Source organism: Cecembia sp. (assembly GCF_007126775.1).
Lineage (GTDB): Bacteria > Bacteroidota > Bacteroidia > Cytophagales > Cyclobacteriaceae > Cecembia.
This window is the reverse complement of record NZ_SLAP01000170.1, coordinates 20136-42425: the sequence shown is the minus strand read 5'-3', so window position 1 is coordinate 42425 and position 22290 is coordinate 20136. Positions and strand designations below refer to the sequence as shown.

Sequence of the window (22290 nt, the reverse complement as noted above, 5' to 3'; positions counted from 1 at the left end):
GATGATTGCAAAAATCACCATAACTTGCGTGTAAATTGGATAATTCATGGAGGCAAAAATCAAGGTAGCTTTATTGGATATGTACAATGGCAAAGTCAATCAAGGCATGCGTTGTATACATGACATTGTTGGAAGGTTTGAAAACCAACTGACCTTGGATGTATTTGATGTCAGGTTAAAGCATGAAATGCCAAATTTTGAGGACTACAACCTCTTTATTTCCTCCGGAGGTCCGGGTAACCCTCTTGAGGGGGATGGTGTATGGGAAGTAATGTTTGAAAAATTGTTGGACGATATCTACAAATGGAATCAAATCAACAAAAACAAAAAATACATGCTCTTTATCTGTCATTCTTTTCAGTTGGCCGTCAAGCACTTTGGTTTAGCAGCGGTAAACAAAAGGAAGTCTACTTCCTTTGGGGTGATGACCATTCATAAAACAGAAGAAGGAATGGAAGACCCTCTTTTCAGAGGTTTGGACAATCCTTTTTGGGCCATAGACTCCAGAGACTATCAGGTAGTCAAGCCAAGCAAGAAAAAATTCAAGGAAATGGGAGCAAAAGTAATTGCCCTTGAAAAAATGAGGAACCATCTGGAATACGAAAGGGCATTGATGGGAATACGCTTTTCAGATGAAATGGTGGGGACACAATTTCATCCCGAAGCAGATCCGGTTGGGTTTTTCAGCCATTTAAAAAAACCAGAAGTCAGAGAAGAAATCATTGCCCTCAAGGGAAAAGCCAAATACCTTATGATGCTGGAACATGTGGTGGAAGAACATACGATTTACAAAACAAATGAAACATTGATCCCTAATTTCCTGAGGAGGTCAATCCGTAAAATCAGAGAACAGGAAGGCATTTTCGTCTAATTCAATTCATATGGTTACAAAATACCGCGAACTTTTTAACAGTCAGTTCAGCCAGGAAAAATACGAGGCTTTTTTAAAAGACCTGGCACATGATTTCAATTACCTCCCCAGTTTTAGGGTGGCAGAAAGTCCTTTTTTCATTTCTGAAAAACTCAAAGGACAATTATTGGAAGGCTGTAAGCAATTGGTAGATTTCATCAAAAGAGAAGACTTTAAAGCATTGACCCAAAAATCACTTTTGGTCAACTACCATGTACCAAAGGAAAATGAGCATACCCATTTCTTGGCTATAGATTTTGGAATCTGTGAGGAAGATGGTGAGATCATTCCGAAGCTGATAGAAGCACAGGGATTCCCTTCCATTTTTAACTACCAAGCACATCTGCACAAAAAATTTCTTAAGCAGTACCCTTTCCTAGAGGAACTCAGCCCCTATCTTGATGGGATTGATGAAACCTCCTATTATGCCTTATTGAGAAGGACTTTACTCAATGGCATTGCCCCTGAACATGTAATATTGCTGGAAATTGAACCGGAAAAACAAAACACCAAAATCGATTTTTACTATTGCCGAAAGGATTTTGGTATCCCAGTAGTCTGTGTGACTGAAGTTATTAAAAGAGGCAACCAACTCTTCTATACCAATGAAAGGGGTAAGGAAGTCCTGATTAAAAGAATTTACAACCGCGTCATTTTTGACGAACTGGAAAACAGAAAGGATCTTTCATTACAATTCTCTTTTATAGATGATCTTGAAGTAGAATGGGCAGGCCATCCCAATTGGTTTTACAGAATCAGTAAATTCATTCTTCCCCACCTCTCAGGACCATATTTTATAGAAAGCACCCTTTTGAGTGATTTGGAAGAAATTCCTGAGGATCTGGAGAATTACGTATTGAAACCTCTTTTTTCCTTTTCCGGTGCAGGTGTAATTTACAATGTCAACAGGAAGGATATAGAAGGTGTGATGCAGAAAGACCTCTATATTTTGCAGAAGAAAGTTCAGTATAAACCCGTATTGCAAGCAATAGAAGGCAATGTTAAAGTTGAAGTAAGGCTTTTGCTCCTTTGGCCTGATGGTGATGAAAACCCTACCATTGCATCCAATGTGGTCCGCTTAAGCAGAGGGGAAATGATAGGCGTAAAATTCAACAAAGACCGGGATTGGGTCGGTGGAAGTATCGGTTTGTTTGTTTAAACCATAAAAAAACCTCTGGAATTTACTCCCAAAGGTTTTTCTTAATTTATTTATTATGGTTACTTTCAATTTCTATTGTTTCCTTCTGGATCATTTTTTGGCTGATTAGGCATCCAACCCGGTGTAATGTCCCTTTCCTCTAATTTCACCAAACGCCCTTCTTCAAAGGTAGCCAATACAAAGAAGCGATCTCCCCTATTGACTCTGTATGTTTTCTGATTCCCATCCAGTCCTGCCAATACAGCCTCTTTGTTCTGTCTTAAAAATTTCCTTTCGGTCATGCCTTGCTGAAATTCCGGTCTTGGAGCACAAGCACCTAATAAAACAACTGTTACAAATAGTATTAGTAAATTTTTCATAATAAAATTCTTTTGTACTAAAGATTATTGCAAAAACTTTGCCATAAATTTTGTATCTGAGCATTAGTCAATTAGCCTAGAATTTTAGGGATTTTATCAAAGTGCTTGGCAGCAATATAATTTTGCCCTACCTTTGTATCAAGCGGCACGACCAGCTCCTGCTGAATCCCCCAGGTCCGGAAGGAAGCAAGGGTAGGCGGTCGTAGCGGTGCGATGCCGCTTACTTTTTTTTATCTTTCAGATTAGCTATCTTCCAATTCCCCATTATTCCTTTAACTTTGTAGACATTATTAACAATCAACCTATTTCCTATGAAATTCTTTATTGATACAGCCAATTTAAGTGAAATCAAAGAAGCTTACGAACTTGGCGTATTGGATGGCGTGACCACCAACCCCTCCCTAATGGCCAAAGAAGGCATCAGTGGAGATGAAAATGTACGTGCACATTACAAAGCCATTTGTGACATTGTGGATGATAATGTCAGCGCTGAAGTAATCGCGACAGACTTTAACGGCATCATCAAAGAAGGAAAAGAACTGGCTAAATTAGACGATAAGATTGTGGTTAAAGTGCCCATGATCAAAGAGGGAGTTAAAGCCATCAAGTACTTTAGCAGTGAAGGAATAAGAACCAACTGTACCCTTATTTTTGGTCCAGGTCAGGCCATTTTGGCTGCTAAAGCAGGGGCGACCTACGTCTCCCCCTTTGTGGGGCGTTTGGATGACATTTCTTACGATGGAGTGGATCTGATTGAGCAAATCGTGCACATATATGAAAATTATGGTTATGCTACCCAGGTGCTTGCTGCCTCTATCCGACACACCATGCACCTGATCAGGTGTGCTGAAATCGGTGCAGATGTGGCCACTTGTCCGCTTAAAGTAATTACAGGATTATTGAACCACCCACTGACAGATGCAGGATTGGCGCAGTTTTTGGCCGATCATGCCAAAGCAGCTAAGAAATAAGACCATAAAGAAAAAGGGCCTCTATACCGGCCCTTTCCTCTTTTAAAAAACTTTTTTCTCAATTTGGGGTATTAGGATTTAACATCTACCTTTAATAATAAACGGAGACCATGTACATCATCAAAGTCAAAGGAAAAGCCAAAATTCCGGATTATATACAGATCCGGGATGAGAATTTTGTATTGGTATCTTATTTCCGTGCTGACCGTCCAATGAAAAACATGGAAAAGTTCGGCTTAGAAGGAAAAGAAAAAGAACTGGAAACGCTGATCAACGAGTTGCCTTTCGGAAAACTTCAAAAACTGGAATTGTAACCATGGTTTTTACAAGTGAGCCCATTATCCATGTTGACAAAGCCTGTGTTTTTCAGGGATTGGACGCCATTTTGCAGGATGTCAATTTTACCATAGAAAAAGACGAATTTGTTTTTTTGATCGGTAGAACGGGAAGTGGTAAAAGTTCCCTGCTCAAAACACTGTATGCTGACCTCCCATTGAAAATGGGAACTGCAAAAATTGTTGGCTTTGAACTTGAAAAAATAAAAAATAAAGATGTGCCTTTCCTTAGGAGAAAGTTAGGCATCGTATTTCAGGACTTCCAGCTGTTCCATGACCGTTCAGTAGCTGAAAACCTGTTTTTTGTCATGCGGGCAACCGGCTGGAAAGATAAAACCAAAATGAAAACCCGGATGATTGAGGTCCTGATGAAAGTAGGACTGGCAGACGCATCGACCAAAATGCCTCACCAACTTTCAGGCGGTGAACAACAAAGAGTGGTAATTGCCAGGGCATTGATCAATAATCCAGCGATCTTATTGGCTGATGAACCTACCGGAAACCTCGATCCGGATGTAGCAGATGGCATTTTCAAACTTTTTCAGGAAATCAATAAGGAAGGCACTGCCGTATTAATGGCCACGCACAACCATGACCTTCTTCGCAAATATCCTTACCGGGTATTGAAATGTGAAAAAGGAAAACTTCTGGACAGCAAAACAGCAGACATTAGCATAGACACCTCCTATTATTAAGAGGTGTTTTTTTATTTCTTATGATCTGGAAATTTGCTAATATTAAACCTTAACCAAAAATTATTGGTTTAATAACAAGTAAATGCCTTTAATCATGAGTAAATTCTTCAAAAAACTCAAACTCCTCCTTTTAATAGTGGGCACATCCATTATACTGGGTGCATGCGAGGATAAAAATGAAAATAATCCAAGAAGAACACTGGATCCAAATGAGAAGGTGAATACTTGGATAAAAGATGTAATGGATGAGGTTTATCTGTGGCTTGAAAGCATGAGACAACCTGTGGCGCTAACTTCAGAGCCCGAGTTATATTTTGAATCTTTGTTGAATAGACCTACGGATCGGTTTTCGGTCATTTATCCGGATTATCAGGAATTGATAAATCAGCTTCAGGGAGTGAGTCTAGAAGCTGGTTATGAAATTCTGTTGGCCCGGGAAAGCGAAACAAATAACAATATCGTTGCTTTTGTCACCTATGTTAAAAAGGGCAGCCCTGCTGAACAGGCAGGAGTTAAAAGAGGTGATAGGATAGAAAGGATTAATGGAGAAAGGTTGACATTTGATTCATACATACGTTTATTGGGCAATAGATCGGAGAACCATAGCATTACTTTCTTTCGGTATAATAATGAAGCGGCTGCCTTCCAGGCCCAGCCTGCAGTTTCTTTAACTGTCACTGAAATAGCGGAAGATCCTAACTTTTTGGATACCATTTATCAGGTCAATAATGAGAAAATCGGATATGTGGTCTACCATTTCTTCGCCCCTGGAACTGACAATAGGTATGACAATAGAATGGATCAGATTTTTGCAGAATTTCAAACAGAAGGTATAGACCATTTGATACTTGACTTCAGGTACAACGGAGGTGGATTTGTGAGCAGTGCTATAAATTTGGCAAGTTTGATCGCACCAAATGTTACTTCCAATGACGTATTTTCGAAAAGACTTTTCAATAGCTTCTTGATGCAGTTTGAAAACTTTCAAAACGTAGAAACTAAATTCAGGTCTAAATCTGAGAATTTAGGATCACAGCTACAAGGAAACCGTATTTATATTCTCACTTCAAGAAGAACTGCATCTGCCAGTGAATTGATTATCAATGGGCTGAAACCGTATATGGATGTGGTCATCATAGGAGATATCACTACAGGAAAAAATGTAGGTTCGGTACCAATTGAGGACGAAGACGATCCCGATAATAAATACGGATTATTGCCTATTATATTCAAGGATGCCGATAAAAACGGGCAATCTGAATTTTCCGAAGGTTTCCTTCCGAATATCCAAGGTGTAGAATTAAGAAATCAAAACCGTCTTTTGCCTTTTGGAGACACGGATGAGCTCTTATTAAAGTTAGCATTAGATCGCATAAAAGGCGTCCAACAGGCCGGTGCAAGATTAAAAACCTTCGATATTGAAATCATTGGAAGTTCCTTTGAAAATAAAGCGCATTATGGAAAAATGGTGGACATGGACCCTTCCATCAAGACAATTTTGAAACGGAAAAATCAATGATTTTTGCCTCAATCTTACTTATCAAACTAAAAACTCACAGACTGACCGCATTTGGTCAGTCTTTTTTGAATGCTTAAAAAATACCTTCCAGCATTGAGCTGGAAACAGGTAAATACCAAATACGTATTTCAATCTCAATTAATTAAGAAACCGAATCTAAAATCTGTCATAAAAATCTGTCATTTTGTCGGTATTTTCTTAATTTTGCATCCTGAATTGCTGATCATATGGAAAACATCATCAAAGATATAGACATTATTTCCCCGGACGAGGCGCAAGCATGTGACTTTAAGACCACCGAGGAGGAAAATACGGGGAAATCCAAAAAATTATACATAGAGTCTTATGGTTGCCAGATGAATTTTTCCGATTCGGAAATAGTGGCTTCCATCATGAAAGAAAATGGCTTCGACACCACTTCCGATTTTGAACAAGCAGATGTCATATTTTTGAATACCTGCTCCATCCGTGAAAAGGCTGAGCAAACTGTCAGAAAGAGACTGAATCAATTCAATACCATTAAGAAGAATAAGCCGGAGATGACCATTGGTGTACTTGGATGTATGGCAGAAAGGCTGAAGGATAAGCTTTTGGAGGAAGAAAAAATCGTAGATGTTGTGGTAGGCCCTGATGCTTACAGAGACCTCCCCAATTTGGTGGCTTCTGCAGAAGAAGGAAATAAAGGTGTCAATACATTTCTTTCAAGAGAAGAGACTTATGCAGATATTTCACCTGTAAGGCTCAACTCCAACGGCGTAACAGCCTTCATTTCCATTATGCGTGGCTGTGACAACATGTGCTCATTTTGTGTGGTGCCATTTACCCGTGGAAGGGAAAGAAGTAGGGACCCCCACTCAATAGTCAGGGAAGCCAGGGAATTATTTGAAAAAGGATACCGGGAAGTAACCCTCTTGGGGCAGAATGTGGATTCTTACAAATGGTCACCGGAGGAAAACAACAAAGCCCGACTCAATAAAAAAGAGGAAGAGGTGACCAAGGTGGTGAATTTTGCCAATTTACTGGAAATGGTAGCATTGGTTGATCCCAAACTCAGAATCAGATTCAGTACTTCTCATCCAAAAGACATTACAGATGAGGTATTGTATACCATGAAAAAGTATGACAATATCTGTAAATACATCCACTTGCCTGTACAAAGTGGCAATTCCAGGGTTTTGGATCTGATGAACAGGACCTATGATAGGGAATGGTATCTGAATAGAGTAAGGGCCATCCGGGAGATTTTGGGGGAGGAATGTGGCATTTCTTCAGATATGATTGCGGGTTTTTGCACGGAGACCGAAGAAGAACATCAGGATACACTGACATTAATGGATATCGTCAAATATGATTTCTCCTACATGTTCTACTACTCAGAAAGACCCGGAACCCTCGCTGCCAAGAAATATGCAGACGACATTCCTCTGGAAGTGAAGAAGCGAAGATTAGCGGAAATTATAGAAAAGCAAAATGCACTTTCTTTGGAACGAAACAAACTCGATATCGGTAAAGTGCAGGAAATCCTGATTGAAGGAACTTCCAAAAGATCAGAAGCACAACTGAAGGGAAGAAACTCTGCCAATAAAGTGGTGATTATTACAAGGGAAAACCAGCTTAAAAAAGGCGATTATGTCAAGGTAAAAATAACAGATTGCTCCGCTGCAACGCTTTTTGGTGAAATTATATCCTAAACCTATTTAGCCTTATGTTTTCACCTTCTGAAATTCAAAGTATTAAACAAAGATTCGGGATTATTGGCAACAGTCCCTTGCTCAATCATGCCATTTCAGTGGCCATGCAGGCCTCCCCTACAGAGATGACAGTCCTGATTACCGGAGAAAGCGGCAGTGGCAAGGAATCATTTTCCAAGATTATCCATGCTTTAAGTACCCGAAAACATGGTAAATTCATTGCCATCAATTGTGGCGCCATTCCTGAGGGAACCATTGATTCTGAGCTTTTTGGTCATGAAAAAGGTTCTTTCACAGGAGCCCATGAGGCAAGAAAAGGCTATTTTGAAGTCACGGATGGAGGATCTATTTTTTTGGATGAAATAGGAGAAATGCCATTGGGTACCCAAGCCAGGTTGCTAAGGGTTTTGGAAAATGGGGAATTTATAAAAGTAGGTTCCTCCAAAGTCCAAAAAACAGATGTCAGGGTCATCGCTGCCACCAATGTCAACCTGATCAAAGCGGTAGAAAGAGGGAAGTTCCGGGAAGACTTGTATTATAGGCTCAATACTGTTCCAATTTATGTCCCACCCCTAAGGGAAAGAGGGGAAGATGTAGTGCTTTTATTCAGGAAATTCACTTCTGACTTTTCTGAGAAATACAGTGTAAAGCCCATTTCACTCAGTGAGGATGCTAAAAAGTTATTGATGGGATTTCCTTTTCCAGGTAATATTCGGCAGCTTAAAAATATTGCCGAGCAGATTTCGTTGTTAGAGCAGGAAAGAGAAGTAGACGCTCCTACCCTCTCCAAATACCTTCCTACAGGACAAAGCCGATTGCCTGCGGTATTTGCAGGAGGAGGATCTGGTGAAAATAAAGATTTTTCTGAAAGAGAATTGCTTTATAAAGTGCTCTTTGACATGAAGAAGGACATGAATGAGCTCAAAAAATTAGTGTTGGAAACATATCAATCGGGTGGACTGAATGCCAATATTATCAACAAGCACCAAAATCTTTTTGAGGACTTGGAATCTCCTGTATCGTTTGAAGATACCCAAAAGCCAACAGCTCCCTCTGTCAACATGCCTTTGGTGCTGGATGCAAAGGCCAAAAAAGAAGAAATTGAATCTTACGATGATGACAACATAGAGGATATAGTCCATGAAGAGGACGACAATTCCTTATCTTTGGAAAAAAAGGAAAAAGAAATGATAATCAGGGCATTGCGGAAACATAACAACAAAAGAAAATATGCTGCCGGTGACCTGGGCATTTCTGAAAGGACCTTATACAGAAAAATTAAGCAGTATGATATTGATTAAGCGGTATCTTTTAATAGGCTTTATCCTCCTCAGTACATGGATGGTGCAGGCTTGCTCTGTAAGTTACAGCTTCACGGGCACTAACATCAACTATGATATAATCAAATCTTTTTCCGTGGACAATTTCTTCAATGATTCCGGCGGCGGTCCTGCCAATATGGAGCAGTTGTTTACGGAATCTTTGAAAGATTTTTACCAGAGGAATACCCAATTGGAGCTGATCAGAAATAATGGTGACCTTCAGTTCTCTGGATCCATTACCCGATATACCATCACTCCACAGGCCACTGTAACTACTACAGATCCCAACTTACCGGACCGGGCCGGGCAGATGCGTCTCAACATCTCTGTAGAAGTAGACTATGTCAATACGGTCAATGAAGACGAAAGCCTGAAAAGAACCTTCACTTTCTTCAAAGATTATGACCCAAGATCCACCTCTATCCTTCAAGTGGAAAGCGTTCTCATCGAGGAAATTTTCGAAAGTATCATTCAGGATATTTTTGCTGCCACGGTGGCCAATTGGTAAAATTTAGTAAATTGTACTTTCTAAAAAAAATCATCAGTGAATTCTTTACAGTTACTTGGAATTATTCAACGAGCGAATCATCTCAGTAAAGATGATTTTCTGGAACTGCTCAAACTCCATGAGGCTTTTCCTTACTTTCAGATTCCTAAGGTTTTACTTGCCAAGTACGAATTCGAGAAGTCAACAACACCAGGAAATGAACTGCTCCCCTGGGCTGCGATTACCTCCCCAGACAGGGCATGGTTGAAAAAAATGATAGAAACACATGTCCCCTTCCAGGAAAATAGAGCAACCTTGGAGGATGAAGCAATGGACCAGGATGTAAACATCCAAAAACCAGATGAAAAGAAAAGTCCTGAAGGGATCAAAAATTTCATCGATGACCTGGAAGGGCATCTAATTCCGGAACACAAAAAACCAACCAGCAATAAAGATATTACGGCTACCTTGAAAAAACTGGGGGAAGAATTGGCCCAGAGTAAACTCAAAGCCCTGGAAAGGCTGGAAAAGGGAAATGGGGGGGCCAGTTTAGAAAATATAAATCCAGTTTCTGCTGAACCTGTTTCCAAGACCAAAGAAACTGAACCTGTGCAACCGGAAAGCATACCAACTGAGAAGGAGGCCCTGGCTGAGGCAGAAACGGAGCGCAAACCAAAGAGAAGAGGACATAAAGATGACCTCATAGAATCCATCCGTAAAAAAGAAAAAAAGGAAATACACGATAAGAAAAAACAGGAGCAGATCGATATCATCAAAGCATTCAGCAAAAAAGAAATCAAATTGGCCACCATCAAAGAAATTGAAGGGCAGCAAAATCAGGAAGACCTCTCAGAAAACAGCACCAAGCTCAATCCCAATCTGATTACAGAGGCTTATGCCGGGATTTTGGTCAAACAGGGAAAAAAAACAAAGGCCAAAGAAATTTATAAGAAGTTGATGGTGAAGTTTCCAGAGAAAAACACTTATTTTGCGAAATTAATTGAAGAACTTGAAAAAAAATAAAACAATCATATGTTTACCCTACTTATCAGTGTAATTATTATCCTTGCAGTTTTGTTGGTTTTGGTCATTCTTGCCCAAGACTCAAAAGGAGGCGTTGGAGCGGCCTTTGGAGGCAGTGCCTCGCAGATTATGGGCGTAACCAAAACAGGCAATATTTTGGAAAAGGCCACTTGGGTACTTTCTATTGTTATTTTGGTATTGTCTTTGACATCTTCGGCTTTCTACAGCACAGAAAGCGGTGATGATTTTTCTTCGCCTAACATAGAGAATGCAAGAAAGCAAATCCTTACTCCTTCCTTTGGTGAAGGGGAAGGTTTATTACCTTCTATTCAAGAAAATACTGAGGAAGAAGGAGAAGAAGATACTGAAAATTAAACGTTACTGTCAGTTTCAAAAAGGGGCTTTAAAGCCCCTTTTTTTATTTTATTGTTTTCAGCAACAAACGTTTGCTTATCGGAAGAAAGCTTTCTTGTAAAGGTATTTGATGTGCACAGTGTATCCTGTAAGCAGCAGGATTTGGCAGTTCCTTGTAAGCTCGGATAAGATCAAGTTTGACTTGTTCGAAAGTCTGACTCAGGCTGATTTTGACTTTCTCTATCAGCTGCATCATGATACCTTTGAAGGTATCGAGGCTATTCTGAAACAAATTTATCCTATACCGGTAAATATAAACATCCTTTGAGTCTTTGAATGAAAGAAAGGCATAACCCTCTTTTTGATAAATTGGGGAAATTCCAACAGGTTCTATAACCATTTCCTCCTCAAGAAAGTCATAAATACTTTTGCCTTCTTCTATGGCTTTTTTCAGTTTGGGCAAAGCATAAGCAACTATTTCTTCCAGCTGCTTCATCATATCGTCATCGGGATCCAATGCCTTGTATTTTAATTTCATTTCCTTGAAATCGGGACCTTCCAGTAATTTGGGAAAGGATGCCTTCAACTGTTCCCTGTTTTCCGAAAAGCTTTTCAATTTGGAGTAATGCTGGACCAATTCTCCTAAGGGTGGATAGAGCTTAACTTCTTTAAACTGTGATTCCACATGTTGAAGGTAAGCCAGAAGGATGTATTTTTTTTTTTTTATTTCTACCCAACCTTCCGTGATCCAATTTTCAGATAAATTTTTCATAAGTACCTAATTTGTTAAAATTTAAAAAAAACTGACATAAGAAAAAAGTTTTGGGAAAATTTGACAGTCAAAATGAGATAAATAAAAACTTACTGACAGTAAAACGATCTGCTTTTACGCCTTTCTGTCAGATTTGGTCATTAAACTGAATTTGGCACAAGAAATGATTATTCGCTTAGTAACGTTTTAGAACTAACCTTAAAAAGTCTAATTATTATGTCAAAAGTTAACATCCAACCTCTTGCAGACAGGGTTCTGGTAGAACCTGCTGCAGCTGAAGAGAAAACTGCCTCCGGCCTTTACATTCCGGATACTGCAAAAGAAAAACCACAAAAAGGAACCGTAGTAGCAGTAGGGAATGGCAAAAAAGATGAACCCTTGACTGTAAAAGTAGGTGACACAGTGCTTTATGGCAAATATGCCGGCACAGAACTCTCTGTAGAAGGTCATGATTACCTGATCATGAGGGAAGCTGATATTTTCGCGATTCTGTAATCATCTAAAAAACAATCAAAAACTAAAAAAACAAAAAAATGGCTAAAGAACTATTTTTCAATACCAACGCAAGAGACCGATTGAAAAAAGGCGTAGATGCTCTTGCTGATGCAGTAAAAGTTACCTTAGGTCCTAAAGGAAGAAATGTCATCATTGACAAAAAATTTGGTGCTCCTACCATCACCAAAGATGGTGTTTCGGTAGCAAAAGAAATCGAATTGGAAGAACCCATTGAAAACATGGGCGCACAATTGGTGAAAGAAGTGGCTTCCAAAACTGCTGACAATGCAGGAGACGGAACTACCACTGCCACCGTGTTGACTCAAGCAATCTTCAACGCCGGAATCAAAAACGTTGCGGCAGGTGCCAATCCAATGGACCTAAAAAGAGGTATCGACAAGGCTGTAGCTGCTGTGGTAGCTGAATTGAAAGCCAATTCAAAAGCCATCTCTACTAGTAAAGAAATCCAACAAGTGGCTACTGTTTCTGCTAACAATGACGATGAGATCGGTAAAATGATCGCTGATGCCATGGACAAAGTAGGCAAAGACGGTGTCATCACTGTGGAAGAAGCCAAAGGTACAGAGACAGAAGTAAGAACCGTGGAAGGTATGCAGTTTGATAGAGGTTACCTCTCTCCTTACTTTGTGACCAATACTGAAAAAATGGAAGCCGAATTGGAAAGGCCTTACATTTTGATTTATGATAAGAAAATCTCTGCTATGAAAGAATTGCTTCCGATTCTTGAGCCTGTTGCTCAGTCAGGAAAGCCATTATTGATCATAGCCGAAGATGTAGACGGAGAAGCTTTGGCTACTTTGGTGGTCAATAAAATCAGAGGTGCTTTGAAAGTAGCCGCTGTTAAGGCCCCAGGATTTGGTGACAGAAGAAAAGCCATGTTGGAAGACATTGCCATTCTTACCGGTGGAACTGTGATTTCTGAGGAAAGAGGTTATAAACTGGAAAATGTAACCATGGATTATCTTGGTACAGCTGAGAAGGTAAATATCGACAAAGACAATACAACCATTGTAAATGGTGCTGGAGAATCCGACCAAATCAAGGCAAGAATATCTGAGATCAAATCTCAAATAGAAAAAACAACCTCTGATTATGACAAAGAAAAACTTCAGGAGAGATTGGCCAAGTTGTCTGGTGGAGTAGCTATCCTATACATCGGAGCTGCTACTGAAGTGGAAATGAAAGAGAAAAAAGACAGGGTAGATGATGCCTTGCATGCTACCAGAGCTGCTGTACAGGAAGGTGTAGTAGTAGGTGGTGGTGTTGCCCTGGTGAGAACAGCTTCTGCCTTAGAGAACCTCAAAGGTGAAAACGAAGATCAGGATACCGGCATCAACATCATAAGAATTGCTATTGAGTCTCCATTGAGAACTATCGTAGAAAATGCAGGTGGTGAAGGATCTGTAGTGATCAATAAGATCAAAGAAAACAAAGGCAATTATGGTTACAATGCAAGAACGGATGTATATGAAGATCTATTCAAGGCAGGTGTAATTGATCCGACCAAAGTAACAAGATTGGCATTGGAAAATGCAGCCTCTATAGCAGCCCTATTGCTGACTACAGAGTGTGTGGTAGCTGATGTGAAAGAAGATGGTCCTGCCATGCCTCCAATGGGTGGCGGAGGAGGAATGGGCGGCATGATGTAAGCCAAGCCTCAACAATTTCAAAAATAAAAAGGAGTCCGATTTGGACTCCTTTTTTGTTGATACCCAATTGGTATGCATTGTCCTTATATTTTAAGCATTAGGACTTCTATTACGAGCTCATAACACTTTATAATCAATTGTTATACTGTATTTAGCTCATTCACCATAGAGATGAATACGCTTCATTCGCTAAATGCTTGATTATTTTGCGTTTTGATCTCTTCCCGATATTCATTGGGACAGGCTACTACGCAACCTAATGCGTAATGCGGGTTAAATGTATTCATGAAAAAGAATTTAAAATTTTGAAGACTATGCATATCTTTGAAAAAAATTCTGCGTTAGGAATTTTAAGAAAGCCTATAACCCCGCTAATGTATCCTTACTTTGCGATTATTCTTGTAGATGATGATCCCATCAATAACCTGATCAATAGGAGGTTAATCTCTAAACTGAATATAGCAGATAGCGTAGAAGATTATCTGCAGGCTGAACAGGCCCTTCAAAGAATTCAAGAAATAGATGTATCGAAACCGGTTTTGATTTTATTGGATATCAACATGCCTGTAACCAATGGTTGGGATTTTTTGAATCTATATCAGGAAAACTTTAAGGAAAGACAGGATAAAATCGTCATGCTTTCCAGCTCTATCGACTACAAGGATAGGAATAAGGCCCTTTCTTATAATGAAGTACAGGCTTTCTTGGAAAAACCATTGACGCCGGAAAAGATGAAAAGCATTTTATAAAGATATTTCCCCAAAGAGATAAACCAATGGAGGTCAAATTGGAATTGTATGAGTTTGGAGAGCAGGTTTTCAAAAAACACCTGATTCAATCCATGGAGGACCTTGGGCCTTTTTTGAACGGCGATCATAAGTTTTGGTTAAATGTGGATAGCTTAAACAATCAGGACTTAATGGAGGGATTAGCAGCCGTTTTTGACATCCACAAAATGGCTTTAGAAGATATCAAAAGTAACGGACAAAGAACAAAAATTGAGGATTATGGGCATTTCATCTTGATTGTGATCAAAATGCTGTACTCCAAAAATCAAGGCCTCGATATAGAATCGGAACAGGTCAGTATCATTTTTGGAAAAAACTATGTGATTACCTTTCAGGAAACACCTTTTGATATTTTTGATGGTATCAGAGCAAGATTGGAAAATCCCAAAGGCCGAATGCGGAAAAACAGTACGGATTATTTTGCTTATGCTTTGGTCGATGCCATTGTGGATGAGTATTACCTGCTTTTGGAAAAGATTACTGATAGAATAGAAATCCTGGAAGACAGTATCGTCAGTCAGGATAAAAATGTCAAACTGGCAGAAATATACCATCAGCGAAAATACATACAGGAAATCAAGAAGGTGATATGGCCTACAAGGGAACTGCTCTCCGTCTGGCGGAAATCAGAAAATCCTTTGATCAAAAAAAGAACAGCACCATATATCAACGATGTGTATGAACAAACCGTTGAAATCATGGAAAATCTGGAAATGCAAAGGGAATCCATCACCACATTGGTGGAGATCTTCATGAGCAATATTTCCCTGAAGCAAAATGAGGTGATGAAGACCTTAACAATTATTGCCACCATATTTATCCCACTTACCTTTTTGGCAGGCGTATATGGAATGAATTTTGAAAATATGCCAGAGCTAAACTGGCGCTATGGATATTGGGGGACTTGGTTGGTATTTCTCTCCATTTCCCTATTGATGGTGCTTTATTTTAAGCGGAAAAGGTGGTTTTAATCAATCATTAAAGATCACACCAGTTTACTTGATCTCAGAAAAATTCCTGCAACAATTATTATCTAGTACTTTATTAATTAATCCCCTATTTTTGTAAATATAATTCAATTAATTTGAAATAATTTTGCAAACCTTGGTGATAAAAATCGGTTCCAATGTCATTACCGAAAACTCGGGTATGCCTGATTTTTCCCGGATCAAGTCGCTTTGTTCACAAGTCAATTCATTAAAAAACAAAGGAAAGAAAGTTATTTTGGTCACTTCGGGAGCAGTTGCTTTTGGAAGAAAAAACATTCATCTCCAAGATAAGATTAATCCCGTACTAAAAAAGCAAATCTGGGCTGCTAATGGGCAAATAGCCCTGATCAATACGTATCAAAAATTATTTGCTGATTTAGGACATTCTATCGCTCAGGTATTGGTCACCAAAGAGGATTTCAGAGATAGAAAGCATTACCTCCATATGAAAAACTGCTTGGAGGGACTGCTTTCACTGGGCATCATTCCAGTGGTCAATGAAAATGATACGGTGGCCATTACTGAATTGATGTTTACCGATAACGATGAACTGGCCAGCCTCACTGCTGCCATGGTCAATGCGGATGCATTAATCTTATTGACCAATGTAAATGGAATCTACACCGGCCCCCCAGAAGATACCAATTCAATGCTCATTGAAAAGGTAGATCAACAAAGCCAGGATTTATCCAACTTCATACAGGCGAGCAAGTCTTCTTTCGGAAGAGGAGGAATGTTAACCAAACTGAACATGGCCAAAAAATCCGCCAACCTTGGGATCGAAGTTTTCATTGCTAATGGTAAAAAAGAGGGGATTCTAGATGAAATCCTTGATAGAAGGGCCCAATGTACCCGCTTTGAACCTTCACCTGTCAAACATAGTCCAAAAAAATGGCTGGCCCATGGAGAACAGTACTACAAAGGGGAGATCAAAATCAATGATGGAGCGGAAAAAGCATTATTTTCCAATAAGATCAGCAGCCTATTGCCGGTAGGAGTAGTTTCATTTTCAGGTGATTTTGAAAAAGGTGATATCTTGAGAATCGTCAATGAAAGCGGTAAGCGCATCGGTCTGGGGAGGGCAGAATATGGAATGAAGTCATTGGGAGAAAAAATCGGCCAAAAAAACCAAAAACCCATTATCCATTACGACTACCTTTATCTTTTTATACATGAATGATCTTAACATTGTTTTTTGGGATTTAAAACAAGCTTCCAGGAAACTGAGCCAAGTGCGCGAACATCAAATTCAGGATACCTTGGATGATTTGGTAATTCTCAGCCAAAAAGCGATTCCTGAAATATTGCATGCCAATCAAATGGACCTGGCCAAAATGGATCCTGGAGATCCAAAATATGACCGGTTATTACTGACTGAGGATAGAGTCATGTCAATTTTGGAAGAGGTCAAACAAGTCAAAAACCTTCCCAACCCACTGGGTCATGCATTGGAAAAAAAGATACTTGAAAATGGACTGGAACTCCTCAAAACCTCAGTCCCACTTGGAGTTTTAGGGGTAATCTATGAAGCCCGCCCCAATGTTACCTTCGATGTTTTTTGCCTTTCATTGAAGTCTGGAAATGCCTTGGTGCTTAAAGGAGGATCTGATGCAGCTCATTCCAATAAAGCCATTATGAAAGTCATTCATCTGGCCCTGAAAAAAAACGACATCCCAACTGCAGCCTTTTTATTGCTCCCTCCTGACAGAAAAGCCACAGAAGCACTCTTAAATGCAGTAAGTGTCGTCGACATCATCATCCCACGTGGGAGTCAGGGATTGATCGATTATGTACGGGAAAACTCAAAAGTACCTGTCATTGAAACCGGTGCTGGTATTGTGCATACCTATTTTGATGAGACTGCGAATCTTGAAAAAGGCAAAGCCATCATCTTCAATGCCAAAACCCGAAGACCTAGCGTTTGCAACAGTTTGGACTGTCTGATTATCAATGAAAATCGACTGAGGGACCTTTCCAAAATCATTGCCCCACTCCTGGAGAAAGACGTGCTGATATATGCTGACGAAAAGGCTTTCCATGCTCTTCCCTCCCACCCTTTGATAATGCCAGCCGAGGCAACCCATTTTGGCACCGAATTCTTATCACTGAAAATAGCCATCAAAACCGTTGATAATTTGGATCAGGCACTAGACCATATTGCCCAATACAGTTCCAAACACAGCGAAGCAATTATTTCTGAAAGCCCGGAAAATATCGCACGTTTTTTGAATGAGGTGGATGCTGCAGCAGTGTATGCCAATGCATCAACAGCCTTTACCGATGGCAACCAATTTGGACTGGGGGCAGAAATCGGCATCAGTACCCAAAAACTCCATGCCAGAGGACCCATGGCTCTAAAAGAACTGACATCTTATAAATGGGTAATCAGAGGAAATGGCCAAATCAGGAACTGATCAAAGGTGTATTCTTCTTAAAAATATGATCATAATTATTTTTCTGCAAACTTCACCAATTCTTCCAAGGGAATAAATTGCAATGTCTTTTCATGTGTAGCTTCCAGCACTATATTGGGGGCCAGCCCAACCTTATATGCCTCAACCCACCTGCTGGCACATAGACACCACTTGTCTCCAGGTTTTAATCCTGGAAACACATATTCGGGCCTAGGGGTAATGAGGTCATTCCCTCGGCTCAGACTAAATTCTAAAAATTCCCTCGTCATCACAGCACACACTGTATGGGTGCCCAAGTCATCTTCACCTGTCTCACAACAGCCATTTCTATAATAACCTGTCATAGGGTCTGTACTGCAATTGAGTAATTCTTCTCCAAATACATTCTTTGCCATTTTTTTATCTTTTAGAAACATACAATGCCCATAATATCAATAATGGGTGAACCAGCACCAGGCGAACCCAAGCCAGCCATTCCGGCACACAAAGTCCATCTTCTACACAACTTCCGATCTGAATGAAATATACGTGAGAGGGTATAAAAAGGACCATCAAAACTAAAATTCCTGCTGCAGATACTTTTCTGCTAGAAGGCAAAAGGATTCCCAGTCCCAGAAAAATTTCCAAAACTCCGGAAGCTAAATTGATGAATTTAGGCCATGGTAGGTAGTCTGGTATTAAAGGGTAATAGAAGCCCGGTTGGATAAAATGGTTGATTCCAGCTATTATAAAAAACAAGCCCAGTGCATAGGTTAATAATTTTTGTATCATTTTAATGCCCATTGATGTTCAACATGAACTTTTCTCAATATAAGAAAAAATGGGACCCACCAAATCAGGTCATTGGTAATTAATGTATAGGCAAATGTGATCGGGACATCACCCAACAAGTAGTTATATACAAATCCAATGGGACCAAAAATTTTACCCAAAAATCCGACTGCCACAATAGGCCAGTGACGTATAGGGTCAAAACTGGCCCACCAATAGCCCAAACCATAAACTCCTATCACCATTCCCATTCCCTGCCAGACCATGGGATGGTTAATAGGCTCCATTCCTGTAAGGAGAAAAAACTGTTGAGGAAAGAGTACTACCCAAGCACCCCAACACAAATTATATAGTGCCGCCAATTGAAGTGTCATTTTCATATCTGTTTAACCTGAAATAAAACCATTGGTTTAATAATACAAGTTTAACAATTTGCTAATCTTTAATTTTCAATATGACAGTAGATTGGCTCTAATTTTAAATCTTAAAACCTAAAAGATATTATGAAAAGACGGGATTTCTTCAAAAACGGCTTACTGACCACATTAGGACTGGGTGCTTTCGGCACAGTACCTGCCTTGGCAGCTCCTTCCAAAAAGGCCGGAATGGCAAAAAACATCATCTTTTTGGTGAGTGATGGCATGAGTACAGGAACCTTGAACATGGCAGATATATTGGCAAGGCATAAGTATGGAAAGGCATCGACCTGGATCGACCTGTATCAGCAAAATCAAGTCCGAAGAGGTCTAATGGACACTGCTTCTGCCAGCTCTTTTATCACAGACTCTGCAGCAGCAGGTTCCGCTTGGGGTGGTGGTATGCGGGTCAGAAATGGGGCGCTTAACGTAGGTCCTGATGGAGAAAAACCAGTGCCTATTCTTCAAAAATTTAAATCCATGAATAAGGCTGTGGGTTGTGTTACCACTGTGCAGATTACCCATGCAACACCTGCCTCCTTTTGTGTCAATAATGGCAGCCGGAATGCAATGCCCGAAATAGCAGAGGATTACCTCAAATTGAGATTTGACGTCATGATGGGGGGAGGAGCCTATTATTTCAGTGCTGAAAGACGACAGGACCAAAGAGACCTTTTTGAAGCTTACAGACAGACCGGTTTTGATCTGGTCAGAAATAAGGAAGAAATGATGCGCAGCTCAGGAGAAAAACCCATTATGGGGGTTTTTGCCGATGATGGATTACCATATGCCATAGATAGGATGACAGACCCTATTCTAAGCCAAAATATTCCCAGCTTGGCAGAGATGACCCAAAAAGCCATTGATATCATGCGCTCTAGGCCCCAGGGATTTGTATTGCAGGTTGAGGGAGGCAAGGTGGACTGGGCAGCCCATGGAAATGATGCACCTGCTCTTTTATATGACCAGTTGGATTTTGATGCAGCAGTGAAAGTAGCAATGGATTTTGCAATGGCAGATGAAGACACCCTCGTGATCCTTACCACCGATCATGGAAACTCCAATCCTGGTCTTTTCTACAATGGACAGGCCAATAAAAATTTCGAAAGATTGTACGATACAAAAGCTTCTAACGAATGGATGCTCAGACAAATCAACCCTGATTTTAATGTAGAAATGGTCAGAGAACTGTTTATGGAATACCAACAGATGCCTTTAAAAGCCGAAGAAGCGGAGGCCATTCTATCATCCTATACAGTAGGCGCAGATGGATTGTATAACCCTACGAATCTGCCCTTTCACCAATTGGCAGGAATCCAATCCCGTTATACTTCCATCCAGTGGGCTGGAACCAACCATTCTGCAGATTATGTGGAATTGGCCATGTATGGGCCTGGAAGTGAAAAAATGAGTGGTTTTGTAAAGAATTATGAACTGCATAATTTAATGCTTGAGGCATGCGGTGCTGAAAGAGAATTATTCGTGTAGCGCTTTTTTTAAATCAGGTAATTAAAATTTACCTGATTTTTTTTATTTTTAGTATTGTCAATGCGTTGATGTTATTTGGCTTAAAATCAAATATTTTGGGAAAGGAGATGCGGGTAACTGGATTTTATATTGTCAAAAAAATTAAAAGGCTGCTCTTATTGCAACTGGGGTTGTGTATCCATCAATCCTGTGATATCCATCCTGTATTTGAAGAACGGGTATGTCCAAATCCCATAATTGCAGAATTACATCAAGTGAACAGGCTTTTTTTTAGCCCCTATCAACAAATGCGTTTTTCCACAGAAAACGATACCGTATCTTTGAATGAATTCAGATACAATATCGAACTGGATTTCAGGCCTTTAAAGCATTTTAATTCAAACTTTTCCAAAGAAGATTTTCTTTTGGCAGGATGTAACCCCAGATTTGACGTTCAGAATATTTCCAATATTCGAATCTTTAACAACAATAGCTTCCTTGGACTCCCACCCTCTACAGATATTTCTTATCTTTTTGAATTACCTGATGGAACCAGATTAAGCAAATTCAGGGATTTTTCAAGATTAGAAAATTTTATTTCCTTAAGTTTGATGTCTCCACTTACCAAAACTGAACAATTGAATTCCAAACTGATCTTTTATTTCAAAGATGGTTCAGAATGGGTTTTTGATAGTAAATCCCCAGTCTTGATCCATTAAGTCTTAATTAATTTTTTATGGATGCCTTTTCCGGATCATACTTCAATTTCCCCACCCAATAAAGGTATAGTACTTTCGAATACCTGAGCATGAGCGGCAACAAAAGGAAATTGGCAACAACCACTGTAATAACATAAACAGAAATCTCCGGGTCATCAAACACATAATTGAGAACAATCAGGATGTTGATTACCAGAGCCACTGAAAAAGCGTAACTGATATACATGGCACCATAAAAAAAATCAGGTTCTGGGGTAAGGACTGCTTCACAATGTGCACATTTTTGATGCACATCTGTCAGCTTCAAATAACTCATCATGGCCACCGGAAAAATATTACCCTCTCTACACCTTGGACATTTGCCATTTAACATGGCATTTCCCAGACTTCTTCTTTTCATAATATAATTAATAAGACGCAAAATAAATGGATGATCTCCAAAACAACGTGATATAGGTCACAATTAGATTTTAATTAGAATCAATCGAAAAGTAGTCATTTTATCATAATTTAGCTACTTTTGAATTATGTTAATGCGTTTACAAAAAAGCATCATCAGTAAATTTTTGGTTTACCTCTTATTGGTGAACTTTATTAACCTTACTGCCAATTTTTACCATGCTTCTGTTATGGACTCTACCCTATTGGCACACCATGACCCCATAGATTCATTGGCTGAACTGGTGCTGGAATTTGTATTGGACATGGATGAAGAAACTATTCCTGATACGGAAGTTCCTCATGAAAAAAAGAAATTTACAGATATTAAACTTCATTTTGAGAAAGAGGAATTAAAACTTCAAATAGTAAGTCTTTGTACCTCTTTAACATTTACTGATTTTTATTCCAATATTTTTGAATCAATCAAAGGGGATGTTTTTTCCCCTCCCCCCCAATTCATTTAAGATGACGTTTCATTATCAGATGTAATCAAGACAAGCATCTGATCTATAATTTTACATCA

General features: G+C 39.6%; 26 protein-coding genes and 1 other RNA gene. 21 read left to right on the top strand and 6 right to left on the bottom strand.

Going from position 1 to position 22290, the window contains the following annotated elements; genetic code table 11:
- Nucleotides 1-46: 46 nt before the first annotated feature.
- Both QZT73_RS11585 and QZT73_RS11580 read left to right on the top strand, forming a co-directional pair.
- Nucleotides 47-871: a GMP synthase gene (locus QZT73_RS11585; RefSeq protein WP_291778148.1), complete on the top strand. Its 825-nt coding sequence runs from the start codon at nt 47-49 to the stop codon at nt 869-871.
- Nucleotides 872-881: 10 nt separating this feature from the next.
- Nucleotides 882-2069 carry a hypothetical protein gene (locus QZT73_RS11580; RefSeq protein WP_291788268.1) on the top strand — a complete coding sequence of 396 codons (1188 nt, stop codon included), beginning with the start codon at nt 882-884 and terminating at the stop codon, nt 2067-2069.
- A 65-nt stretch (nt 2070-2134) separates the two neighbouring features.
- Here the strand turns inward: QZT73_RS11580 and QZT73_RS11575 are convergent, their stop codons facing one another.
- A complete protein-coding gene (locus QZT73_RS11575) occupies nt 2135-2428 on the bottom strand; it encodes a hypothetical protein (protein ID WP_291778142.1) in 294 nt (97 codons plus the stop codon).
- Nucleotides 2429-2565: 137 nt separating this feature from the next.
- On the opposite strand from QZT73_RS11575, the gene ffs reads away from it, so the two are divergent.
- The 10 genes from ffs to secG all read left to right on the top strand — a co-directional run bounded on the left by ffs (nt 2566) and on the right by secG (nt 10846).
- Nucleotides 2566-2656: signal recognition particle sRNA small type (gene ffs, locus QZT73_RS11570), an RNA gene on the top strand.
- Nucleotides 2657-2739: 83 nt separating this feature from the next.
- Nucleotides 2740-3399 carry a fructose-6-phosphate aldolase gene (gene fsa / locus QZT73_RS11565; protein ID WP_291778140.1) on the top strand — a complete coding sequence of 220 codons (660 nt, stop codon included), beginning with the start codon at nt 2740-2742 and terminating at the stop codon, nt 3397-3399.
- Between the two features lie 110 nt (nt 3400-3509).
- Nucleotides 3510-3713 (top strand): fructose-6-phosphate aldolase, encoded by a 204-nt coding sequence (locus QZT73_RS11560; protein WP_291778137.1) that lies wholly within the window; start codon nt 3510-3512, stop codon nt 3711-3713.
- Nucleotides 3714-3715: 2 nt separating this feature from the next.
- Entirely contained in the window at nt 3716-4429 is a 714-nt protein-coding gene (locus QZT73_RS11555; RefSeq protein WP_291778134.1) for an ATP-binding cassette domain-containing protein, read from the top strand.
- Between the two features lie 94 nt (nt 4430-4523).
- Nucleotides 4524-5948, top strand: a complete 1425-nt coding sequence (locus QZT73_RS11550) for a S41 family peptidase (protein WP_291788266.1) — start codon at nt 4524-4526, stop codon at nt 5946-5948.
- Nucleotides 5949-6175: 227 nt separating this feature from the next.
- A complete protein-coding gene (gene miaB, locus QZT73_RS11545; RefSeq protein WP_291778128.1) occupies nt 6176-7639 on the top strand; it encodes a tRNA (N6-isopentenyl adenosine(37)-C2)-methylthiotransferase MiaB in 1464 nt (487 codons plus the stop codon).
- 14 nt (nt 7640-7653) lie between these two features.
- Nucleotides 7654-8940: a sigma-54 dependent transcriptional regulator gene (locus QZT73_RS11540; protein ID WP_291788264.1), complete on the top strand. Its 1287-nt coding sequence runs from the start codon at nt 7654-7656 to the stop codon at nt 8938-8940.
- Complete coding sequence (locus QZT73_RS11535) at nt 8927-9469, top strand: LptE family protein (protein ID WP_291778123.1); 543 nt, start codon at nt 8927-8929, stop codon at nt 9467-9469. Before QZT73_RS11540 ends, QZT73_RS11535 begins: the two co-directional genes overlap by 14 nt.
- Nucleotides 9470-9505: 36 nt before the next feature.
- Nucleotides 9506-10471, top strand: coding sequence for a hypothetical protein (locus QZT73_RS11530; protein ID WP_291788261.1), 966 nt, complete (start codon nt 9506-9508; stop codon nt 10469-10471).
- A gap of 9 nt (nt 10472-10480) precedes the next feature.
- Nucleotides 10481-10846 carry a preprotein translocase subunit SecG gene (gene secG, locus QZT73_RS11525; RefSeq protein ID WP_291788258.1) on the top strand — a complete coding sequence of 122 codons (366 nt, stop codon included), beginning with the start codon at nt 10481-10483 and terminating at the stop codon, nt 10844-10846.
- Between the two features lie 43 nt (nt 10847-10889).
- Here secG and QZT73_RS11520 read toward each other — a convergent pair whose 3' ends face one another.
- Entirely contained in the window at nt 10890-11597 is a 708-nt protein-coding gene (locus QZT73_RS11520; protein WP_291788255.1) for a hypothetical protein, read from the bottom strand.
- 216 nt (nt 11598-11813) lie between these two features.
- On the opposite strand from QZT73_RS11520, the gene QZT73_RS11515 reads away from it, so the two are divergent.
- The 6 genes from QZT73_RS11515 to QZT73_RS11490 all read left to right on the top strand — a co-directional run bounded on the left by QZT73_RS11515 (nt 11814) and on the right by QZT73_RS11490 (nt 17953).
- Complete coding sequence (locus QZT73_RS11515) at nt 11814-12092, top strand: co-chaperone GroES (RefSeq protein WP_219286312.1); 279 nt, start codon at nt 11814-11816, stop codon at nt 12090-12092.
- 38 nt (nt 12093-12130) lie between these two features.
- Nucleotides 12131-13762 (top strand): chaperonin GroEL, encoded by a 1632-nt coding sequence (groL, locus tag QZT73_RS11510; protein WP_291788252.1) that lies wholly within the window; start codon nt 12131-12133, stop codon nt 13760-13762.
- 374 nt (nt 13763-14136) lie between these two features.
- Nucleotides 14137-14511, top strand: coding sequence for a response regulator (locus tag QZT73_RS11505; RefSeq protein ID WP_291778153.1), 375 nt, complete (start codon nt 14137-14139; stop codon nt 14509-14511).
- Nucleotides 14512-14537: 26 nt separating this feature from the next.
- Nucleotides 14538-15521 carry a magnesium/cobalt transporter CorA gene (gene corA, locus QZT73_RS11500; RefSeq protein WP_291788250.1) on the top strand — a complete coding sequence of 328 codons (984 nt, stop codon included), beginning with the start codon at nt 14538-14540 and terminating at the stop codon, nt 15519-15521.
- 121 nt (nt 15522-15642) lie between these two features.
- A complete protein-coding gene (gene proB / locus QZT73_RS11495) occupies nt 15643-16719 on the top strand; it encodes a glutamate 5-kinase (protein WP_291788281.1) in 1077 nt (358 codons plus the stop codon).
- Entirely contained in the window at nt 16712-17953 is a 1242-nt protein-coding gene (locus tag QZT73_RS11490; RefSeq protein WP_291788247.1) for a glutamate-5-semialdehyde dehydrogenase, read from the top strand. The genes proB and QZT73_RS11490 overlap by 8 nt, the downstream gene beginning before the upstream one ends.
- Nucleotides 17954-17988: 35 nt before the next feature.
- On the opposite strand, the gene QZT73_RS11485 is transcribed toward QZT73_RS11490, so the two are convergent.
- From QZT73_RS11485 to QZT73_RS11475, 3 genes are read right to left on the bottom strand one after another with little or no spacing between them, the layout of a single operon-like run.
- Nucleotides 17989-18348 carry a DUF2237 domain-containing protein gene (locus QZT73_RS11485; protein WP_291777166.1) on the bottom strand — a complete coding sequence of 120 codons (360 nt, stop codon included), beginning with the start codon at nt 18346-18348 and terminating at the stop codon, nt 17989-17991.
- Nucleotides 18349-18352: 4 nt separating this feature from the next.
- Nucleotides 18353-18724 carry a hypothetical protein gene (locus QZT73_RS11480; protein WP_291788246.1) on the bottom strand — a complete coding sequence of 124 codons (372 nt, stop codon included), beginning with the start codon at nt 18722-18724 and terminating at the stop codon, nt 18353-18355.
- Nucleotides 18721-19104, bottom strand: coding sequence for an alkyl hydroperoxide reductase (locus QZT73_RS11475; RefSeq protein WP_291777163.1), 384 nt, complete (start codon nt 19102-19104; stop codon nt 18721-18723). Before QZT73_RS11475 ends, QZT73_RS11480 begins: the two co-directional genes overlap by 4 nt.
- Before the next feature lie 123 nt (nt 19105-19227).
- Here QZT73_RS11475 and QZT73_RS11470 point away from each other — a divergent pair, with 123 nt between their 5' ends.
- Both QZT73_RS11470 and QZT73_RS11465 read left to right on the top strand, forming a co-directional pair.
- A complete protein-coding gene (locus tag QZT73_RS11470) occupies nt 19228-20628 on the top strand; it encodes an alkaline phosphatase (RefSeq protein WP_291788242.1) in 1401 nt (466 codons plus the stop codon).
- Nucleotides 20629-20723: 95 nt separating this feature from the next.
- Nucleotides 20724-21326, top strand: coding sequence for a hypothetical protein (locus QZT73_RS11465; protein WP_291777159.1), 603 nt, complete (start codon nt 20724-20726; stop codon nt 21324-21326).
- Nucleotides 21327-21333: 7 nt separating this feature from the next.
- On the opposite strand, the gene QZT73_RS11460 is transcribed toward QZT73_RS11465, so the two are convergent.
- The gene (locus QZT73_RS11460; protein ID WP_291777157.1) at nt 21334-21726 is read right to left on the bottom strand and encodes a DUF983 domain-containing protein; all 393 of its coding nucleotides are present in this window, start codon (nt 21724-21726) and stop codon (nt 21334-21336) included.
- A 133-nt stretch (nt 21727-21859) separates the two neighbouring features.
- On the opposite strand from QZT73_RS11460, the gene QZT73_RS11455 reads away from it, so the two are divergent.
- A complete protein-coding gene (locus QZT73_RS11455; protein WP_291788240.1) occupies nt 21860-22231 on the top strand; it encodes a hypothetical protein in 372 nt (123 codons plus the stop codon).
- Nucleotides 22232-22290 lie beyond the last annotated feature (59 nt).

Excerpts from the sequence above, each read along its gene's own strand:
- miaB (WP_291778128.1), top strand. The coding sequence starts at position 6,176 with ATGGAAAACATCATCAAAGATATAGACATTATTTCCCCGGACGAGGCG.
- QZT73_RS11575 (WP_291778142.1), bottom strand. The coding sequence starts at position 2,428 with ATGAAAAATTTACTAATACTATTTGTAACAGTTGTTTTATTAGGTGCT.
- QZT73_RS11585 (WP_291778148.1), top strand. The coding sequence starts at position 47 with ATGGAGGCAAAAATCAAGGTAGCTTTATTGGATATGTACAATGGCAAA.
- QZT73_RS11490 (WP_291788247.1), top strand. The coding sequence starts at position 16,712 with ATGAATGATCTTAACATTGTTTTTTGGGATTTAAAACAAGCTTCCAGG.
- QZT73_RS11550 (WP_291788266.1), top strand. The coding sequence starts at position 4,524 with ATGAGTAAATTCTTCAAAAAACTCAAACTCCTCCTTTTAATAGTGGGC.
- QZT73_RS11555 (WP_291778134.1), top strand. The coding sequence starts at position 3,716 with ATGGTTTTTACAAGTGAGCCCATTATCCATGTTGACAAAGCCTGTGTT.
- fsa (WP_291778140.1), top strand. The coding sequence starts at position 2,740 with ATGAAATTCTTTATTGATACAGCCAATTTAAGTGAAATCAAAGAAGCT.
- QZT73_RS11470 (WP_291788242.1), top strand. The coding sequence starts at position 19,228 with ATGAAAAGACGGGATTTCTTCAAAAACGGCTTACTGACCACATTAGGA.
- QZT73_RS11540 (WP_291788264.1), top strand. The coding sequence starts at position 7,654 with ATGTTTTCACCTTCTGAAATTCAAAGTATTAAACAAAGATTCGGGATT.
- QZT73_RS11480 (WP_291788246.1), bottom strand. The coding sequence starts at position 18,724 with ATGATACAAAAATTATTAACCTATGCACTGGGCTTGTTTTTTATAATA.
- QZT73_RS11475 (WP_291777163.1), bottom strand. The coding sequence starts at position 19,104 with ATGAAAATGACACTTCAATTGGCGGCACTATATAATTTGTGTTGGGGT.
- QZT73_RS11460 (WP_291777157.1), bottom strand. The coding sequence starts at position 21,726 with ATGAAAAGAAGAAGTCTGGGAAATGCCATGTTAAATGGCAAATGTCCA.
- QZT73_RS11520 (WP_291788255.1), bottom strand. The coding sequence starts at position 11,597 with ATGAAAAATTTATCTGAAAATTGGATCACGGAAGGTTGGGTAGAAATA.
- QZT73_RS11455 (WP_291788240.1), top strand. The coding sequence starts at position 21,860 with ATGCGTTTACAAAAAAGCATCATCAGTAAATTTTTGGTTTACCTCTTA.
- QZT73_RS11485 (WP_291777166.1), bottom strand. The coding sequence starts at position 18,348 with ATGGCAAAGAATGTATTTGGAGAAGAATTACTCAATTGCAGTACAGAC.
- QZT73_RS11535 (WP_291778123.1), top strand. The coding sequence starts at position 8,927 with ATGATATTGATTAAGCGGTATCTTTTAATAGGCTTTATCCTCCTCAGT.
- corA (WP_291788250.1), top strand. The coding sequence starts at position 14,538 with ATGGAGGTCAAATTGGAATTGTATGAGTTTGGAGAGCAGGTTTTCAAA.
- secG (WP_291788258.1), top strand. The coding sequence starts at position 10,481 with ATGTTTACCCTACTTATCAGTGTAATTATTATCCTTGCAGTTTTGTTG.
- QZT73_RS11580 (WP_291788268.1), top strand. The coding sequence starts at position 882 with ATGGTTACAAAATACCGCGAACTTTTTAACAGTCAGTTCAGCCAGGAA.
- QZT73_RS11560 (WP_291778137.1), top strand. The coding sequence starts at position 3,510 with ATGTACATCATCAAAGTCAAAGGAAAAGCCAAAATTCCGGATTATATA.
- QZT73_RS11505 (WP_291778153.1), top strand. The coding sequence starts at position 14,137 with ATGTATCCTTACTTTGCGATTATTCTTGTAGATGATGATCCCATCAAT.
- QZT73_RS11515 (WP_219286312.1), top strand. The coding sequence starts at position 11,814 with ATGTCAAAAGTTAACATCCAACCTCTTGCAGACAGGGTTCTGGTAGAA.
- groL (WP_291788252.1), top strand. The coding sequence starts at position 12,131 with ATGGCTAAAGAACTATTTTTCAATACCAACGCAAGAGACCGATTGAAA.